We start from the raw sequence: 18,163 nt of genomic DNA on the forward strand, positions 1-18,163 counted from the left end.
GTTCTTACTTCTCCTCGGCCGCGGAAGGGGTGTGCGCGGAGCGCTCGCTGGAAGGGTGGGGGGAGACGGGCGGGCGGGCGCCGGACACGGCGGGTTCGTTGCCGCCCAGCAGCAGGTAGAGGACGGCCATGCGGATGGAGACCCCGTTGGTGACCTGTTCGATCACGGTGCAGCGGTCGGAGTCGGCGACCTCGGCGGTGATCTCCATGCCGCGGACCATCGGCCCGGGGTGCATCACGATGGCGTGCTCCGGCATCCGCGCCATGCGCTCGCCGTCGAGGCCGTAGCGGCGCGAGTACTCCCGCTCGGTGGGGAAGAACGCGGCGTTCATCCGCTCGCGCTGCACGCGCAGCATCATCACCGCGTCGGACTTGGTGAGCGTGGAGTCGAGGTCGTAGGACACCTCGCAGGGCCAGGTGCCGATGCCGACCGGCAGCAGGGTCGGCGGGGCGACGAGGGTCACCTCGGCGCCGAGGGTGTGCAGCAGGTCGACGTTGGAGCGGGCGACCCGGCTGTGCAGGACGTCGCCGACGATGGTGATGCGCCGGCCGGAGAGGTCCTGGCCGATCCCCGCGTCCCGGCCGACGAGCCGGCGCCGCATGGTGAAGGCGTCGAGCAGCGCCTGGGTGGGGTGCTGGTGGGTGCCGTCACCGGCGTTGATGACGTGCGCGTCGATCCAGCCGGAGGTGGCGAGCCGGTAGGGGGCTCCGGAGGCGCCGTGCCGGATGACCACGGCGTCGACGCCCATGGCCTCCAGGGTCTGGGCGGTGTCCTTCAGGGATTCGCCCTTGGAGACGCTGGAGCCCTTGGCGGTGAAGTTGATGACGTCCGCGGACAGCCGCTTCTCGGCGGCCTCGAAGGAGATCCGGGTGCGGGTGGAGTCCTCGAAGAAGAGGTTGACCACCGTGCGGCCGCGCAGGGTCGGCAGTTTCTTGATCGGCCGGTCGGCGACCCGGGCCATCTCCTCGGCGGTGTCGAGGATCAGGACGGCGTCGTCGCGGGTGAGGTCGGCGGCCGAGATGAGATGACGCTGCATCTGTCAGGCTCCGTAAGGCAGTTCAATGAGGCGAAATCGGGCAGACGGGGACGCGCGTGGGCGTGCCGAGCCGGCGCACGCCGTCGACGTGCGCCCGAAGTGCTACTGGGCGGTCTGCTTGGCGCCGAGCAGCACGGTGTCGCGACCGTCCTCCTCGGCGAGCAGGACCTTGACCGTCTCCCGCAGCGACGTGGGGAGGTTCTTGCCGACGTAGTCGGCGCGGATGGGCAGTTCGCGGTGGCCGCGGTCGACGAGGACGGCGAGCTGCACCGCGCGGGGGCGCCCGATGTCGTTCAGCGCGTCGAGGGCGGCGCGGATGGTCCGGCCGGAGAAGAGCACGTCGTCGACGAGGACGACCAGCCGGCCGTCGATGCCGTCACCGGGGATCTCGGTGCGGGCCAGCGCGCGCGGCGGGTGCATGCGCAGGTCGTCGCGGTACATGGTGATGTCGAGCGAGCCGACCGGGATCTTGCGCTCGGTGATCTGCTCGAGCTTGGCGGCGAGCCGCTGGGCGAGGAAGACGCCTCTGGTCGGAATGCCGAGGAGCACCACGTCGTCGGCGCCCTTGGCGCGTTCGACGATCTCGTGGGCGATGCGGGTCAGCACCCGGGCGATGTCGGGGCCTTCGAGGACGGGCCGGGCTTCCGGCTGAGCGTCCTGTGCGTACTGCGTGTGCTGCTTGTCCATGTGACACGGACCTCCTTCTCCGCCTCACGGGACGGACCTTAAAGGACGTCGGTTTGCGTGGCTCAGGTTATCAGGTCGGGATCAGCCCGTAGCGACACCCCTCATCACCCGAATGGAGCAGCCGATCTTCGCTACCACGGAAGAGTCGGTGTGGACCATTCGGCTTGACGCACGAGAGTAACGCTGCGTAACCTCACAGTGAGTTACCAGACGCGCGGCATGGAAACCAGCCAGAGCCGCGTCGACACAGTGCCGGGGAGCTATATGTCCAGCGAATACGCCAAACAGCTCGGGGCCAAGCTCCGGGCGATCCGCACCCAGCAGGGCCTTTCCCTCCACGGTGTCGAGGAGAAGTCCCAGGGCCGCTGGAAGGCGGTCGTGGTCGGTTCGTACGAGCGCGGCGACCGCGCCGTGACCGTGCAGCGCCTCGCGGAGCTGGCGGACTTCTACGGCGTCCCGGTCCAGGAACTGCTGCCGGGCACGACCCCGGGCGGCGCCGCCGAGCCGCCGCCGAAGCTGGTCCTGGACCTGGAGCGGCTGGCCACGGTGCCGGCCGAGAAGGCGGGCCCGCTGCAGCGCTACGCGGCGACGATCCAGTCCCAGCGCGGCGACTACAACGGCAAGGTGCTCTCCATCCGCCAGGACGACCTGCGCACCCTCGCCGTCATTTACGACCAGTCGCCCTCGGTCCTCACCGAGCAGCTGATCAGCTGGGGCGTCCTCGACGCGGACGCGCGCCGCGCGGTGGCCTCGCACGAGGACTAGGACCTTCACGGGGTCACGCAGAAACGTACCGCCGGGGGCCGGAACCACATGTGGTTCCGGCCCCCGGCGGTTTGTGCGCCGGGCACGGCGGCGGTCCCGGGAGGCCGGGCGCGGTGTCCCGCGCCCGTGCGGGGCGGCTAGTCCCGGCGCAGGGACGGCTTGAGCTCCTTGAGACGGCCCAGCAGGCCGTTCACGAAGGAGGGCGACTCGTCCGTGGAGAACTCCTTCGCCAGCTGCACCATCTCGTCGAGGACGACGGCGTCCGGGGTCTCGTCGACCCAGATCAGCTCGTAGGCGCCCAGACGCAGGATGCTGCGGTCGACGACCGGCATCCGGTCCAGGGTCCAGCCGACCGAGTACTGGGAGATCAGCTCGTCGATGCGCCGCGCGTGTTCCGCGTAGCCCTCGACGAGCTGCATCGTGTACTCGCTCACCGGCGGCTGCCGGGTGTCGGACCGGGCGTGCCGGATCCAGTCGGCGAGGACCGTCAGGACCTCGGTGCCGCGCTGGTCGCCCTCGAAGAGGATCTGGAAGGCGCGCTTGCGGGCCGTGTTGCGGGCAGCCACGGTTAGCTGTTCACCCGGCCGAGGTAGTCGCTGGTGCGGGTGTCGACCTTGATCTTCTCACCGGTGGTGATGAAGAGGGGGACCTGGATCTGGTGGCCGGTCTCCAGGATCGCCGGCTTGGTGCCACCGGTGGAGCGGTCGCCCTGCACGCCCGGCTCGGTCTCCTGGATGGTCAGCTCGACCGCGGCGGGCAGCTCGACGAAGAGCACCTCGCCCTCGTGCTGCGCGACGGTCGCCTCGAAGCCCTCGATGAGGAAGTTCGCGGCGTCGGCGACCGTCTTGCGGTCGATGTGCAGCTGGTCGTAGGTCTGCATGTCCATGAAGACGAAGTAGTCGCCGTCCATGTACGAGAACTGCATGTCACGCTTGTCGACGGTGGCCGTTTCGACCTTGACGCCGGCGTTGAAGGTCTTGTCGACGGTCTTGCCGGACAGCACGTTCTTCAGCTTGGTGCGCACGAAGGCCGGGCCCTTGCCGGGCTTGACGTGCTGGAACTCGACGACGGACCAGAGCTGGCCGCCTTCGAGCTTGAGCACCATGCCGTTCTTGAGGTCGTTCGTGGAAGCCACGGTTGCGGAATCTCCTGGACTGGACTGACGTGGACGACGGCCGGGGCGGGGGCAGGCGCACAGCGCGGGGCTAGAGCGCGAGCAGCTCCTTGGTCGTGATGGTGAGTAGCTCGGGTCCGCCGTCCGCCTCGGGGCGTACGACGAGCGTGTCATCGATCCGGACTCCGCCCCGGCCGGGGAGGTGAACCCCCGGTTCGACGGTCACCGGCACGCAAGCGTCCAGTTTACCCATGGCCGCAGGGGTCAATTGAGGGTCCTCGTCGATTTCGAGTCCTACGCCGTGACCGGTGCGCACGGGGAGTGCCTCCGCGTACCCGGCGGAGTCCAGGACGTGGCGCGCCGCGCGGTCCACGTCGCGGCAGGCGGTGCCCGGTACGAGGGACTCCCGGCCGGCCCGCTGGGCCGAGAAGACGAGGTCGTACAGCTCGATCTGCCAGTCCGCGGGCGCCGTGCCGATGACGAACGTACGGCCGATTTCGCAGCGGTAGCCGCGGTAGGTGGCGCCGAGGCAGACGGAGAGGAAGTCGCCCTCCTCGACCCGGCGGTCGGTGGGGCGGTGGCCGGGGCGGCCGGCGTTGGGACCGGTGGCCACGGAGGTGGGGAAGGCGGGGCCGTCGGCGCCGTGGTCGACGAGGCGGCGTTCGAGCTCCAGGGCGAGGTGGCGTTCGGTGCGGCCGACGAGGATGGACTCCAGGAGTTCGCCCAGGGCCTGGTCGGCGATCTCCGCGCCGATGCGGAGGCAGGAGATCTCCTCCTCGTCCTTGACGACACGGAGCTGTTCCACGGCTCCGGCGACGCCGGCCAGGCGGAGCTTCGGGGCGGCGGCGTGGATCTCACGGTGCCGGGTCACGGTGAGGTGGTGCTCCTCGACGGCGAGGGAGTCGACGCCCTGGGCGACGGCGAGGCCGGCGGCGGCGACGGCGGGGTCGGCGCCGGCCCCGGCCGTCACGTGCAGGCGCAAAGAGTCGTCGGGGCGGGTCTGCGGGGAGCGGTCGTCGGGTGGGGCCGCGCACAGGAGGACGTCTTCGGTGCTGCCCAGGAGCAGGACGGCGCCCTCGGGGGCGGCTCCGGCGAGGTAGCGCACGTTGGCGGGGCGGGACACCAGCGCCGCCGTGCTGCCGACCGCGTTGCAGCATTCCCGGAGCCGCGCCCGGCGGACCGCGTAGACCTCAGACATTCTTCGAGCGTAGGAGCGGTGGCCGGATGTCGCCGGTCGAGCGGGGCCGAGTGGGTGGGGCGGGGCCGCGACAGTGCGTCGTGGGGCCGGGGCCCGGCGGCGCCCGCGCGGGCCCGCTGCCGGACCCCGGGCGGTTTCGCGCGGGTTCCGGCCCCGGCTACGCCGGTGACGCGTGCGGGCGCGGCGTCACCACTGGGGCGGGCTGGCTATCGCGCGGGCCAGGACGTCGTCCAGGACGCGGGCCGTTTCCGGTATGTCCAGCTGGGAGTTGTCGATGATCGGCAGACCCGAGCCGTACCAGCCGGCCATGCGGCCGTGGATGCGGGCCACCTCCTCGTCGCCGAGGCGGCGGTTGCCCGTGCGTTCCGCGTTGCGCTCCAGGACGATGTCGAGGCCGGGGAGGAGGACGACGGGCAGCAGGCCGGGACCCACGTGCCGCTTCCAGCCGCCGAGGCCGACGACCGGACGGTCGGGGAAGACCGCGTCGTCGAGGATGCAGGAGATGCCGTTGGCCAGGAAGTTGCGCGCGGCGAAGCCGCAGGTGCGGCGGGCCAGACGGTACTGCGCCTCGGAGTTGTCGTTCCACCCGGACTGCGGGTCGGCGAAACCCGAGCGGACCCATTCGCGTACGTCGTCGAGGCTGATGTGCGCGGTCGGGACCCGGCGGTGGTCCGCCCAGTGCTTGGCCACGCTCGTCTTGCCGGCGCCCGCGGGTCCGATGAGCAGCACCGCGATGCTCGTGCCGGCCGGGTCCGGCACCGCGGGAGCCTGTGGCGGGCTGGGCATGGCAACCGGGCCGCCGGGCGGCAGTGCCACATGGCCGGTGGCGTCCGGCGGCGGGGGCATGGAGGCGTGCTGCGGGCCCGCGGGGGGCCCGGGCGCGGGGAAGCCCGGTGCCGGAGGTGGCACGGGGGCGGGTCCGGGGTGCTGGCCCGGGTGGTGTGCGGCCGGTGACCAGCCGGCGGCCGGTCCGTGCCCCGGCTGGTGGGGCGGCGGCAGCGGAGAACCCACTGCGTGCTGCATCCGGTGCCACTCCGTCTCGTACAGGCGATGGGGCGCTGACAGCGGGGGGTGCCCCGCGCGCTACCGAACGGTACCGCCCCCTGCCGTCGTTGTGTGAACGGCCGGGGGCGGCGATGAGTGCCCGGCCTACTCCCCCACCTCGCCGTAGGCGGCGAGCAGGACGGCCGGGTCGGGTCCTTCGAGCACCGTGGGCCTGGCGAGCCCGTCGAGGACGACGAAGCGCAGCATGTCGCCGCGGGACTTCTTGTCGACCTTCATGTTCTCCAGCAGCTTGGGCCACTGGTCGTAGCGGTAGTGCAGGGGGAGGCCCACCGACTGCAGGATCGTGCGGTGGCGGTCGGCGGTGGCGTCGTCGAGGCGGCCCGCGAGGCGGCCCAGCTCGGCGGCGAAGTGCATGCCGACGGACACGGCGGCGCCGTGGCGCCACTTGTAGCGCTCGTTCTTCTCGACGGCGTGACCGAGGGTGTGGCCGTAGTTGAGGATCTCGCGCAGGCCGGATTCCTTCAGGTCCGAGGAGACGACCTCGGCCTTGACCCGGATCGAGCGTTCGATGAGTTCCGCGGTGTGCGGGCCCGCCGGGGTGCGGGCGGCCTCGGGGTCGGACTCGATGAGGTCGAGGATCGCCGGGTCGGCGATGAAGCCGGCCTTGATCACCTCGGCGAGGCCCGACACGTAGTCGTTGACCGGGAGGGAGTCCAGTGCCGCCAGGTCGCACAGGACGCCGGCGGGCGGATGGAAGGACCCGACGAGGTTCTTGCCCTCCGCGGTGTTGATGCCGGTCTTGCCGCCGACGGCCGCGTCGACCATGGCCAGGACGGTGGTCGGGACGGCGATCCAGCGGACTCCGCGCAGCCAGGTGGCCGCCACGAAACCGGCCAGGTCGGTGGTGGCGCCGCCGCCGACCCCCACGATGACGTCGGTGCGGGTGAAACCGGACTGGCCGAGCGCCTTCCAGCAGTAGGCGGCGACCTCGGCGGTCTTGGCCTCCTCCGCGTTGGGCACCTGGATGGCGATGGCCTCGTAGCCCTGGCCGGCGAGGTCCGCACGGAGCGCGTCGCCGGTCTCGGCGAGCGCTTCGGGGTGCACGACCGCGACCCGCTTGGCCCGGTCGCCGATCAGGCCGCCCAGCTCGCCGAGGAGCTGACGGCCCACCAGGACCTCGTAGGGGTCGGTGCCCGCGGTGCCCGCGATGTGGATCCGCGTCACTGCCTCGTTGCTCATGCTTCCTTCAGCTCCAGTGCGTTCAGGGCGGCCTCGGCGACCTCTTCGGGGGTGCGGCCGTCCGTGGGCACGACGGCCGTGGCGACCTCCTCGTAGAGGTGCCTGCGGGCCTCCATCAGCTCGCGCCACTGCTTGCGCGGGTTGACCGCGAGCAGGGGGCGGGCGGCGCCCAGGCCGGTGCGCCGGACCGCTTCCTCGACGTCCATCGAGAGGTAGACGACCCGCTGCGCGGCGAGCAGGCCGCGGGTGTCCTCGTCCAGGATCGCGCCGCCGCCCAGGGCCAGGACGCCGTCGTGCCCGGTGAGCGCCGAGCGCACCGCGCGTTTCTCGACGGCCCGGAAGGCCGCTTCCCCCTCGTCGACGAAGATGTCGGCGATGGTTCTGTTCTCCGCGGCGACGATGTCGTCGTCGGTGTCCCGGTAGCCGACGCCCAGGCGTTCGGCCAGCAGCCGGCCGACCGTGGACTTGCCCACGCCCATCGGGCCGACCAGCACCATCCTCGGGCTCATCGGATGACCAGGTTGTCGAGGTACGACGTCACGTTGCGGCGGGTCTCGGTGACGCTGTCGCCGCCGAACTTCTCCGCGACCGCGTCCGCGAGGACCAGGGCGACCATGGCCTCGGCGACGATGCCCGCGGCCGGCACCGCGCAGACGTCGGAACGCTGGTGGTGGGCGGCCGCCTCCTCGCCGGTGGCGACGTCGACGGTCTTCAGCGCGCGCGGCACCGTCGCGATCGGCTTCATCGCCGCGCGGACCCGCAGCAGCTCGCCCGTGGTCAGGCCGCCCTCGGTGCCGCCGGAGCGGCCGGAGGCGCGCCTGATGCCGTCGGGGGTGGTGAGGATCTCGTCGTGTGCCTGGGAGCCGGGCACGCGGGCGAGGTCGAAGCCGTCGCCGACCTCCACGCCCTTGATGGCCTGGATGCCCATGAGGGCGGCGGCGAGGCGGGCGTCGAGCCGGCGGTCCCAGTGGACGTGGGAGCCGAGGCCGACGGGGACGCCGTAGGCCAGCACCTCGACCACGCCGCCGAGGGTGTCGCCGTCCTTGTGGGCCTGGTCGATCTCCGCGACCATCGCCTCCGAGGCGTCCCCGTCCAGGCAGCGCACCGGGTCGGCGTCCAGCCGCTCCACGTCGGCGGGTGTCGGGTACACGCCGTACGGGGCCCTGGCGGCCGCCAGTTCGACGACGTGGCTGACGATCTCGATGCCGGCCGTCTCCTTGAGGTACGAGCGGGCCACCGCGCCCAGCGCCACGCGGGCGGCGGTCTCCCGGGCGGAGGCGCGCTCCAGGATCGGGCGGGCCTCGTCGAAGGCGTACTTCTGCATGCCCGCGAGGTCGGCGTGGCCGGGGCGGGGGCGGGTCAGCGGGGCGTTGCGCGCCAGGCCGGCGAGGACCTCGGGGTCGACCGGGTCGGCCGCCATGACCTGCTCCCACTTCGGCCATTCGGTGTTGCCCACCATGACCGCGACCGGGGAGCCGAGGGTCCTTCCGTGCCGTACGCCGCCGAGGAAGGTGACCTCGTCGCGCTCGAACTTCATCCGGGCACCGCGACCGTAGCCGAGCCGCCGCCTCGCCAGGTGGTCCGCCACCATGTCCGTGGTGATCGGCACGCCGGCGGGAAGACCCTCCAGCGTCGCGACGAGTGCGGGACCGTGGGACTCCCCCGCGGTCAGCCAGCGCAACCTGCTCAACGGTGCTCCTCCGTGCTTCGCGCCCCGGTATGCCGTGCGTACGCGACCGTTCGCGTACCGCTGTGGCGTGACGGGGTGCGCGGCCCCGGTCCGCCACCTCCGATCCTCCCACGTCCGGGCGGGGCAACCGGCCGCCGGTCCATCAGGCGGACGGCCGCGACCACGGTCCGGGCGGGGCGGGAACCCGGTGGTGCCGTCCCCGCGGCCGTGGATCACGTCCCTCTCCCGCGCTGCGCCACCGCGGGACACGGCGGGGACGTCAGCGGACGGTGAGGGCCCGTTCTCCCGCTTTCCGCATGGCGTCCAGCGGGGCCGGCGAGCGTCCCGTCATCTGTTCCACCTGCAGCACCGCCTGGTGCACCAGCAGGTCGAGCCCGCTGATCACGGCACCTCCGCAGGCGGACCAGCGGGCGGCGAGGGCGGTCGGCCACGGGTCGTAGAGGACGTCGAAGAGGGCCGTCGGGCGTTCCGGGACGGCCCGGGCGAGCGCGTCCGTGACACCGGCCGGGGTGGTGCTGACGACCAGCGGTGCGTGGAGGGCCCGCTCGGCGTCCGCCCAGTCGGCGATGCGCACCGGGACGCCGAGCCGCTCGGCCCACTGGCGCATCTCGGCCGCCCGGGCCTCGCTGCGGACGTGGACGGTGATCTCGCCCGTGCAGATCCGCGCGAGGGCGGCGAGGGCGGAGGAGGCGGTGGCTCCGGCGCCGAGGACGGCGGCGGACTCGACCGTGTCGATGCCGTGCTCGCGCAGGGCGGCGACGATGCCGGGGATGTCGGTGTTGTCACCGGTCCTGCGGCCGTCCTCGTGGAGGACGACGGTGTTGACCGCGTCCACGGAGGCCGCCGTCTCGCTGATCTCGTCGAGCAGCGGGAGGACCGCCCGCTTCAGCGGCATGGTCAGGGACAGACCGGCCCAGTCCGGGCCCAGCGTCTCGAAGAACCCCGGCAGCGCCTCCTCGTCCACCTCGAAGCGCTCGTACGTCCATCCGCCGAGCCCCAGCTCCGCGTAGGCGGCCCGGTGCAGCACCGGGGAGAGGGAGTGGGAGATCGGGGAGCCGAGGACGGCGGCGCGGCGCGAACCGGTCATCCGCTCTTCCTGGATTCGTTGAACTCCTTGACCAGCTCGGCGTGTTCGGCGTTGGTCTTGGTGAACTTGCTGGTCTTCCCGTCGAGGGAGATGAAGTAGAACCAGCCGTCGTCGGACGGGTCGAGCGCGCCCTTGACCGCGTCCTCGCCGGGGTTGCTGATCGGTCCGGGCGGCAGGCCCTTGTAGAAGTACGTGTTGTACGGGTTGTCGTAGTTCCTGAGTTCCGCGAGGGTCAGGTCGATCTTGCTCTGGTTCTTGATGTAGTTGTACGTGGAGTCGAACTCGAGCATGCCGTTGGTCTCGGTGTTGCCGGGTTCGAGGCGGTTGTAGATGACCTCGGCCATCTTGCGGAAGTCGCTGTGGCTGGTGCCCTCGGCCTGGACGAGGCTGGCGACGGTGAGGAGCTGCCACGGGTTCTCCAGCCCGAGGCTCGCGGCCTGCTTCTCGACTCCCAGCTTGTCGTACACCTCGGTGGCCTGGGTGACCATGCGCTTGAGGACGTCCTCGGGCTTCTGCCCCTTGGACACGCCGTAGCTGGAGGGAAAGAGGAATCCTTCCAGCGGGTCCTTGACGTCCTTGTGGTTCCGGGCCCACTCGGGGAGGCCGAGCTTTTCCCAGTCCTCCTTGGCCACCTTGGCCGTGGTGCCCGCCGTCACCCCGAGGCGCGCGTCGATGAGCTTGTAGATGTCGGCGTTGCGCTTGCCCTCGGCGATGATCAGGTTGTTGCGGCTCTTCGGGCTGAGCATCAGCTCCACCGCGCTGGCGGCCGACATCTCCTTCTGCAGCGTGTACACGCCGTCCTGGATGGTGTTGCCCTGCGGGTTGGACGCCTGGGCCGCGACGAACGCGTCGACGCTCTTGATGACGCCGGCCTTCTTGAGCTCCTGGCCGATGGCGTAGCCGCCGGAGCCCTTGGGGATCGTGACGGTCACCTGCGTGCCGTTGCCGCCGCCCGCGTAGTCCTCGGGGCTGCCGAAACGATCCTGGTAGAACTGGTAGCCGAAGTAGCTGACACCGGCCAGGCCACCACCGAAGACCACGACCACCACGAGGCAGGCCAGACCGCTGCGTCGTTTCTTCTCCTTGCCGCCGCGGCGGTCACCGCGTCCGCGCCGGTCGGCCGGTTCGTCGTCGTCGTCGCCACCACCCGCGAAGAAGGCGTGTTCGCCCTGGTCGGGGCCCGGGTCCCAGTCGCCGTCCGGCTCGGGTTCGGGTTCGGCGCGGCGGCGGTTGGGCGGTTCGGGCGGCGGATAGGCCTCGGGGGTGCCGTAGTAGTCGTTCGCGTCGCCGCCGTAGCCCCCGGCCTGCTGCCCGTACGGGTGCGCCGGATCGGCGGCATAGGGGTCCTGCGGGTGCTGCGCGCCGACGGGCCAGCCGTTCTGGTCGTACTGCTGCTGCGGCTGCTGGTGCTGGTGCTGCTGCTGGGGGGCGTACTGCTGGTCGTACTGCGGGTACTGCTCCTGGTGCCCGTAGCCCTGCTGGTCGTGCTGCTGCCCGTAACCCTGCTGCTCACCGGTGCCCCAGTCGCCGTACTGCTGCGCCTGCGGCTGCTGCGGGTACTGCTGCGGCTGGCCGCCGTAGGGGGACGGCTGACCCTGCTGGGCCTGCTGTCCTCCCCATCCGCCGTCCCCGTACAACGGATCGTCCGGATGCCACGGTTCGGAGCCTTGGCCCCGGCCATACTCAGTCATCGATCCCCTAGAGCCGCGAGGCGGCGGTCGCCCGGCCACCTGAAGACCACGGCTTCCGTCCCGTCTCTCTCTGTGCGCCGGCTGTTCGAACACCGCCCGCATCGCGCGGAACGTTACCGTATCGCGATCAGATGACCACTTCGACGCCCTCGCCGGGTGGTCTGCCTGACACCCGTTCGGATTCCAGTGCCTGCTGGAGGATGATCACCGCGGCCGCCTGGTCGATGACGGAGCGGCCCTTCCTGGACTTCACACCGGAGGCGCGCAACCCCTGACTGGCCGTCACCGTCGTCATGCGTTCGTCGACCAGGCGCACCGGAACGGGCGCGATCAGGCGGGCCAGTTCGAGGACGAAGCCGCGGACCTTCGCCGCGGCGGGCCCCTCGCCCCCCTTGAGGGAGCGGGGCAGGCCGACGACCACCTCGATGGGCTCGTACTCCTCGACGAGCTGCCTCAGTCTGCGGTGCGCGGCCGGTACGTCCCGGCCGGGCACGGTCTCGACCGGTGTGGCGAGGATCCCGTCGGGGTCGCAGGAGGCGACCCCGATACGGGCGTCCCCGACGTCGACCGCGAGACGGCGGCCGCGGCGCATCGCCGGGCCGTCCGTCCGCTCGTTCGCCGGTCCGTTCACTTGGCGGTGTCCGCCACGAGGCGCTCGACGGCGTCGACGGCCTCGCCCACGGCGGCCGGGTTCTGGCCGCCGCCCTGGGCGACGTCCGGCTTGCCGCCGCCACCGCCGCCGAGCGTCTTGGCGGCGGTGCGGACCAGGTCACCGGCCTTGAGGCCGCGCTCGCGGGCGGCCTCGTTGGTGGCGATGACGGTGAGCGGCTTGCCGTTGCTGACCGCGAAGAGGGCGACGACGGCGGCCCGTCCGCCCTGGATGCGGCCGCGCACGTCGAGGACCAGCTTGCGCAGGTCGTCGGCGGCGGTGCCGTCCGGGACCTGGCCGGTGACCAGCGCGACGCCCTTGACGTCCTTGGCGGACTCGGCGAGACCGGCGGCGGCCTGGAGGACCTTCTCGGCGCGGAACTTCTCGATCTCCTTCTCGGCGTCCTTCAGCTTGCCGAGCATGGCGGAGACCTTCTCCGGAAGTTCCTCCGAGCGGCCCTTGAGCAGTTCGGTGAGCTGGTTGACCACCGTGTGCTCACGGGCGAGGAAGTTGTAGGCGTCCACGCCGACCAGGGCCTCGATGCGGCGCACCCCGGAACCGATGGACGACTCGCCGAGCAGCTTCACCAGGCCCAGCTGGGCGGTGTTGTGCACGTGGGTGCCGCCGCACAGCTCCTTGGAGAAGTCGCCGATGGTGACGACGCGGACGCGCTCGCCGTACTTCTCGCCGAACTCGGCGATGGCGCCCTGCTTCTTGGCCTCGTCGATGCCCATGACGTCGGCGCGCACGTCGAGGTCGCGGGCGAGCACCTCGTTGATCTTCTGCTCCACGTCGAGCATGACCGTCTGCGGTACGGCGGACGGGGAGCCGAAGTCGAAGCGGAAGCGGCCGGGCTGGTTCTCGGAGCCGGCCTGGGCGGCCGTCGGGCCGAGGGCGTCGCGCAGCGCCTGGTGGGTGAGGTGGGTGGCCGAGTGGGCGCGGGCGATGGCCTTGCGCCGGCGGTCGTCGATCGAGGCGTGGGCCCTGGCACCGACGGTGATCTCGCCGACCTGGACGACACCCTTGTGGACGTAGACGCCGGGGACCGGCTTCTGGCAGTCGCGGATCTCGATGACGGCGCCGGAGTCGGCCCTGATCCGGCCGGTGTCGCCGATCTGGCCGCCGCCCTCGGCGTAGAAGGGGGTGCGGTCGAGGACGATCTCGACCTCGTCGCCCTCGGTGGCGGCGGGCGAGGAGACACCGTCGACGAGGATGCCGACGACCGTGGACTCGCCCTCGGTGTCGGAGTAGCCGATGAAGTCGGTGGCCCCGGCCCGGTCGGCGATCTCGCGGTAGGCGCCGAGGTCGGCGTGGCCGGTCTTCTTGGACAGGGCGTCGGCCTTGGCCTTCTCCCGCTGCTCCTTCATCAGGCGGCGGAAGCCGTCCTCGTCCACGGAGAGCCCCTGCTCGGCGGCCATCTCCAGGGTGAGGTCGATCGGGAAGCCCCACGTGTCGTGGAGCAGGAAGGCCTTGTCGCCGGGCAGCACGGTGGAGCCGGCGGACTTGGTGTCGGTGATGGCCGTGTCGAGGATGTTGGTGCCGGCCTTCAGCGTCTTCAGGAAGGCGTTCTCCTCGGCGAGGGCGACCTTCTCGATCCGCTCGCGGTCGGTGACCAGCTCGGGGTACTGCTGCCCCATCATGCGGATGACGACGTCGATCAGGTCCCTGACGACCGGGCCGGTGGCACCGAGCAGGCGCATGTTGCGGATGGCGCGGCGCATGATGCGGCGCAGCACGTAGCCGCGGCCCTCGTTGCCCGGGGTGACGCCGTCACCGATGAGCATCACGGAGGTGCGCATGTGGTCCGTGACCACGCGCAGGGAGACGTCCGAGGCCTGGGCGTCGCCGTAGCGGACGCCGGTCAGCTCGGTGGCCTTGTCGATCACGGCCATGGAGGTGTCGATCTCGTACATGTTCTGCACGTCCTGCAGAATCATGGCGAGCCGCTCGAGGCCGAGACCGGTGTCGATGTTCTTGCTCGGCAGGTCCCCGAGGATCGGGTAGTCCTTGCCCGGGCCCTCGCCCCGCTCGTACTGCATGAAGACGAGGTTCCAGATCTCCACGTACCGCTCGTCGTTGACGGCGGGGCCGCCCTCGGCGCCGAACTCGGGGCCGCGGTCGTAGTTGATCTCGGAGCAGGGACCGCAGGGTCCGGGGACGCCCATGTCCCAGAAGTTGTCCTTCTTGCCCAGGCGCTGGATGCGTTCGGCGGGCACGCCGACGACGTCGCGCCAGATCTGCTCGGCCTCGTCGTCGTCCTGGTAGACGGTGATCCACAGGCGCTCGGGGTCGAGGCCGTAACCGCCCTTGTCCTGGGCGCCGGTGAGCAGCTCCCAGGCGAGCTTGATGGCGCCTTCCTTGAAGTAGTCGCCGAAGGAGAAGTTGCCGCACATCTGGAAGAACGTGCCGTGGCGGGTGGTCTTGCCGACCTCTTCGATGTCGGGGGTGCGCACGCACTTCTGCACGCTGGTGGCACGCTCGAAGGGCGGCTTGACCTCGCCCAGGAAGTACGGCTTGAAGGGCACCATGCCGGCCGGGACGAGCAGCAGAGTCGGGTCGTCCGCGATGAGCGACGCCGAAGGGACGACGGTGTGCCCGCGCTCCTCGAAGAAGCTCAGCCAGCGGCGGCGGATCTCGGCCGACTCCATCAGTGGTCCTCATTCCGGTTGTACGGGTACGTCGTGTACGTCGGCTTGTGCGCGGGGCCCTCGACGTACTTGGGGCTGGTGCGGTTCTCGATGACGGCGTAGCCCCGGGGCGGGGGGAGTTCGCGGTCGACGGGGGCGTTGAGCCCGAGCGCGTCGCTCAGTTCGGCCTCGCGCCGGGCCATGTTGTCGCGGACCTCGAGCGCGAAGTCGACCGCGCGGTCCCGGAGCCGGCCGCCGGCCTCGATCGCCTTGTTCGCCGCGGTGACGGCGAGGTGCTCGGGCGTCAGCTGCTTGATCTTGCGGTTGACCTTGGTGGTGGCCCACACTCCGGCGGCGACGCCGCTGGTGAACCAGAACGTTCGGCGGAACATCGCTGGGTCAGTCCCTCTTTCCCCGGGTCCGCTTGTCACGCCGCGCGCCCGGGACGGTGCGGCCCACGATCACGGAACGCCGCGGCTCCCCGGCCGGGGCGTCGTCCTTGCGGCCGCTGACGGCCCGGCGCACGCCGTAGCCGAAGGCGGCGACCTTGACCAGCGGGCCGCCGAAGGTGGAGGCCACGGTGGTCGACAGCGCGGAGGCGTTGGAGGTGACCTCCTGGACGTCGGAGGCGATCGCGTCGACCCGCTCGATCTGGGTCTGCGCGGACCGCACCGCCGTGGAGGCGTCCGCCAGCAGCGGGACCGCCTGGTCGGTCACCTCCGCCACGAGCCTGGTGGTCGCCCGGAGCGTCTGGGCCAGCCTCGCCAGCGCGACGGCGAGGAAGGAGACCAGGATCGCCCAGAACACGGCCACCAGGATTCCGGCCACCTCGCCACCGGACACTGTGTGCACCCGCTCCCTTTTCACGCGCCTGAACATCGAGAAAGTCGTGTACCCGAGCCTATCGCGCCGAAGACACCCCTCCGTACCGGATTACCGCGCGCCACCGGCCGGCTCGTCCGGGGAGGTCCCGGGCGGCGACCAGCCCGGGCGAAGACGAGCCCGCCGCCTCGTCCGCCCGGAGGGGGCGGGGAGACGGCGGGCTCGGGATACCGCGTGCCTGCTGGGATCAGCGGGCGTAGTACTCGACGACGAGCTGCTCGTCGCAGATCACCGGGATCTCCTTGCGGTTCGGCTCACGGTCCAGGCGGAACGCCAGGGCCTTGAGGTTCACCTGGAGGTAGCGCGGGATCTCACCGTCGGGGGCGAAGCCACCCTCACGAGCGATCGTGAAGAGGGTCTTCTCCTTGCTGCGCTCACGGACCTGCACGACGTCGTCCGGGCGGACACGGAAGGAGGGCTTGTCGACCTTCTTGCCGTTGACCTGGATGTGGCCGTGCGTGACCATCTGGCGGGCCTGGTAGATCGTGCGGGCGATGCCCGAACGCAGGACCAGCGCGTCGAGACGGCGCTCGAGCTCGATGACGAGGGCCTCGCCGGTCTTCATCGAGGTCTTGGAGGCGCGCTCGTAGGCGCGGACCAGCTGGCGCTCGGAGAGGTCGTACTGCGCGCGCAGACGCTGCTTCTCCAGCAGACGGACCTTGTAGTCCGAGTTCTGCTTGCGGCCACGGCCGTGCTCACCCGGCGGGTAGGGGCGGGCCTCGAAGTACTTGACGGCCTTCGGGGTCAGCGCGATGCCGAGGGCACGCGACTTCTTGACCTTGGGGCGGGACTGGTTCGCCACTTCTTTTCCTTTTCCTTTTCGGCTGCCTCAGGGTTACGGGAGGTCGCATCCGCAGCCGGGGATTCCCATCGGGTCCGGTGGGACCTGGTGGGCAGCCGCTCCCCTGGTCTGGGCACATACGTGCAGCACACGAACGGCCCACCGACCGGTCCCCTTGACGTGCGGGTGGTGGTGGGCTGCCCGCGACACCTACGACGGTGCGCGACGCTCCTGGATCGAAGATCCGGCTGGGTGTCCCGCCTGAGGCGCCGACCGGAGCCGGACACGGGACTCAGCACTGGGCCCGAGTCTACAGGGTGGTCAGGAGCGCTTCCGACCTAGGTGCTTCCTGGTCCACTCCACCGCGTCCGCGTAGCGCGCCTCCGCGCCGTGCCGGGTGGGCTCGTAGTACTCGCGGTCCTTCAGCGCGTCCGGCGCGTACTGCTGGGCGGCGATCCCCTCGGGCAGGTCGTGCGGGTAGGTGTAGCCCTTCCCGTGCCCCAGCTTCGTCGCGCCCTTGTAGTGGCTGTCGCGCAGGTGGGACGGCACCGGCCCGGCCAGGCCCTTGCGCACGTCGTCCAGGGCGGCGCCGATGGCGGTGGTCGCCGCGTTGGACTTGGGGGCGAGGGCGAGGGCGATGGTGGCGTGGCTGAGGGTGAGGGCGGCCTCGGGGAAGCCGATCATGGCGACGGCCTGGGCGGCGGCGACCGCGATCGGCAGGGCGTTCGGATCGGCGAGGCCGATGTCCTCGCTGGCGGAGATCATCAGCCGCCGGGCGATGAAGCGGGGGTCCTCGCCGGCCTCGATCATCCGGGCCAGGTAGTGCAGGGCGGCGTCCACGTCGGAGCCGCGGATCGACTTGATCAGTGCGCTGGCGACGTCGTAGTGCTGGTCGCCGTCCCGGTCGTACTTCACCGCGGCCCGGTCGACCGTCTCCTCCAGCGTGGCCAGGGTGATCTCGGCCTCGCCCTTGTCGAGGGCGGCGCCCGCAGCGGCCTCCAGGGCGGTGAGCGCGCGCCGGGCGTCGCCGCCCGCGATCCGCTGGAGGTGGTCCGCGGTGTCCTCGGGGAGCGTCAGGGCGCCCTTGAGGCCCCGCTCGTCGGTGAGGGCCCGCCGGAGCAGGTCCCGGATGTCGTCGTCGGTGAGCGGTTCGAGGGTGAGCAGCAGGGACCGGGAGAGCAGCGGGGAGATGACCGAGAAGTAGGGGTTCTCGGTGGTCGCGGCGATCAGGGTGACCCAGCGGTTCTCCACGGCCGGGAGCAGGGAGTCCTGCTGGGCCTTGCTGAAGCGGTGGATCTCGTCGAGGAAGAGGACGGTCTCCTGGCCGTAGCCCCCGGAGGCGCGGCGGGCTCCGTCGATGACGGCGCGGACCTCCTTGACGCCCGCGGTGATCGCCGACAGTTCGACGAAGCGCTTGTTCGTGGCCTTGGAGACGACGTAGGCGAGGGTCGTCTTGCCGGTGCCGGGCGGGCCCCAGAGGATCACCGAGGAGGGTCCCGCGGGGCCCGAGGCGCCCTCCCCGACCAGTCTGCGCAGCGGGGCGCCCGGCTTCAGCAGGTGCTGCTGGCCCACCACCTCGTCGAGGGTGCGCGGGCGCATCCGGACCGCCAGGGGGCTGCCGGTCGGGTCCTTCTCCTGGCGTTCTTCTGCTGCGGCGGTGAACAGGTCGGGCTCCACGCTGAAACCCTAAGGCACCGCGCCGACAGCCCGGG

18 protein-coding genes are annotated in these 18,163 nt (G+C 71.3%); 1 reads left to right on the forward strand and 17 read right to left on the reverse strand.

Annotated features, from left to right (window positions below; genetic code table 11):
* Nucleotides 1-4: 4 nt before the first annotated feature.
* Together IE118_RS24690 and pyrR are read right to left on the reverse strand one after the other, a co-directional pair.
* Nucleotides 5-1,036 (reverse strand): aspartate carbamoyltransferase catalytic subunit, encoded by a 1,032-nt coding sequence (locus tag IE118_RS24690; protein ID WP_189560229.1) that lies wholly within the window; start codon nt 1,034-1,036, stop codon nt 5-7.
* 102 nt (nt 1,037-1,138) lie between these two features.
* Entirely contained in the window at nt 1,139-1,723 is a 585-nt protein-coding gene (gene pyrR, locus IE118_RS24695; RefSeq protein WP_189560230.1) for a bifunctional pyr operon transcriptional regulator/uracil phosphoribosyltransferase PyrR, read from the reverse strand.
* Between the two features lie 264 nt (nt 1,724-1,987).
* On the opposite strand from pyrR, the gene bldD reads away from it, so the two are divergent.
* Complete coding sequence (bldD, locus tag IE118_RS24700; RefSeq protein WP_189560231.1) at nt 1,988-2,488, forward strand: transcriptional regulator BldD; 501 nt, start codon at nt 1,988-1,990, stop codon at nt 2,486-2,488.
* A 137-nt stretch (nt 2,489-2,625) separates the two neighbouring features.
* On the opposite strand, the gene nusB is transcribed toward bldD, so the two are convergent.
* The 15 genes from nusB to IE118_RS24775 form a co-directional block, all read right to left on the reverse strand.
* On the reverse strand, nt 2,626-3,054 hold the full coding sequence (nusB, locus tag IE118_RS24705) for a transcription antitermination factor NusB (RefSeq protein WP_189560232.1): 429 nt from the start codon (nt 3,052-3,054) through the stop codon (nt 2,626-2,628).
* Nucleotides 3,055-3,056: 2 nt separating this feature from the next.
* Nucleotides 3,057-3,623, reverse strand: coding sequence for an elongation factor P (gene efp, locus IE118_RS24710; RefSeq protein ID WP_189560233.1), 567 nt, complete (start codon nt 3,621-3,623; stop codon nt 3,057-3,059).
* A gap of 70 nt (nt 3,624-3,693) precedes the next feature.
* The gene (locus IE118_RS24715; RefSeq protein ID WP_189560234.1) at nt 3,694-4,800 is read right to left on the reverse strand and encodes an aminopeptidase P family protein; all 1,107 of its coding nucleotides are present in this window, start codon (nt 4,798-4,800) and stop codon (nt 3,694-3,696) included.
* 186 nt (nt 4,801-4,986) lie between these two features.
* Entirely contained in the window at nt 4,987-5,823 is an 837-nt protein-coding gene (locus IE118_RS24720) for a Pro-rich N-terminal domain-containing protein (RefSeq protein WP_189560235.1), read from the reverse strand.
* A 126-nt stretch (nt 5,824-5,949) separates the two neighbouring features.
* Entirely contained in the window at nt 5,950-7,044 is a 1,095-nt protein-coding gene (gene aroB, locus IE118_RS24725) for a 3-dehydroquinate synthase (protein WP_189560236.1), read from the reverse strand.
* Nucleotides 7,041-7,553: a shikimate kinase gene (locus IE118_RS24730; RefSeq protein WP_189560237.1), complete on the reverse strand. Its 513-nt coding sequence runs from the start codon at nt 7,551-7,553 to the stop codon at nt 7,041-7,043. The genes aroB and IE118_RS24730 overlap by 4 nt, the downstream gene beginning before the upstream one ends.
* Nucleotides 7,550-8,734: a chorismate synthase gene (gene aroC / locus IE118_RS24735; protein ID WP_189560238.1), complete on the reverse strand. Its 1,185-nt coding sequence runs from the start codon at nt 8,732-8,734 to the stop codon at nt 7,550-7,552. Before aroC ends, IE118_RS24730 begins: the two co-directional genes overlap by 4 nt.
* Before the next feature lie 259 nt (nt 8,735-8,993).
* Entirely contained in the window at nt 8,994-9,821 is an 828-nt protein-coding gene (locus IE118_RS24740; protein ID WP_189560239.1) for a shikimate dehydrogenase, read from the reverse strand.
* The gene (mltG, locus tag IE118_RS24745; protein WP_189560240.1) at nt 9,818-11,512 is read right to left on the reverse strand and encodes an endolytic transglycosylase MltG; all 1,695 of its coding nucleotides are present in this window, start codon (nt 11,510-11,512) and stop codon (nt 9,818-9,820) included. The genes IE118_RS24740 and mltG overlap by 4 nt, the downstream gene beginning before the upstream one ends.
* Nucleotides 11,513-11,639: 127 nt before the next feature.
* Complete coding sequence (gene ruvX / locus IE118_RS24750) at nt 11,640-12,104, reverse strand: Holliday junction resolvase RuvX (RefSeq protein WP_189560372.1); 465 nt, start codon at nt 12,102-12,104, stop codon at nt 11,640-11,642.
* A 35-nt stretch (nt 12,105-12,139) separates the two neighbouring features.
* Nucleotides 12,140-14,809: an alanine--tRNA ligase gene (gene alaS, locus IE118_RS24755; protein WP_189560241.1), complete on the reverse strand. Its 2,670-nt coding sequence runs from the start codon at nt 14,807-14,809 to the stop codon at nt 12,140-12,142.
* Entirely contained in the window at nt 14,809-15,180 is a 372-nt protein-coding gene (locus tag IE118_RS24760; protein ID WP_189560242.1) for a hypothetical protein, read from the reverse strand. The genes alaS and IE118_RS24760 overlap by 1 nt, the downstream gene beginning before the upstream one ends.
* Nucleotides 15,181-15,187: 7 nt before the next feature.
* Entirely contained in the window at nt 15,188-15,640 is a 453-nt protein-coding gene (locus tag IE118_RS24765) for a DUF948 domain-containing protein (RefSeq protein WP_189560243.1), read from the reverse strand.
* A gap of 217 nt (nt 15,641-15,857) precedes the next feature.
* Nucleotides 15,858-16,472, reverse strand: a complete 615-nt coding sequence (gene rpsD, locus IE118_RS24770; RefSeq protein ID WP_189560244.1) for a 30S ribosomal protein S4 — start codon at nt 16,470-16,472, stop codon at nt 15,858-15,860.
* A gap of 300 nt (nt 16,473-16,772) precedes the next feature.
* A complete protein-coding gene (locus tag IE118_RS24775) occupies nt 16,773-18,128 on the reverse strand; it encodes a replication-associated recombination protein A (RefSeq protein ID WP_189560245.1) in 1,356 nt (451 codons plus the stop codon).
* Nucleotides 18,129-18,163: the final 35 nt, after the last annotated feature.

Source organism: Streptomyces pilosus, assembly GCF_014649835.1.
Lineage (GTDB): Bacteria > Actinomycetota > Actinomycetes > Streptomycetales > Streptomycetaceae > Streptomyces > Streptomyces pilosus.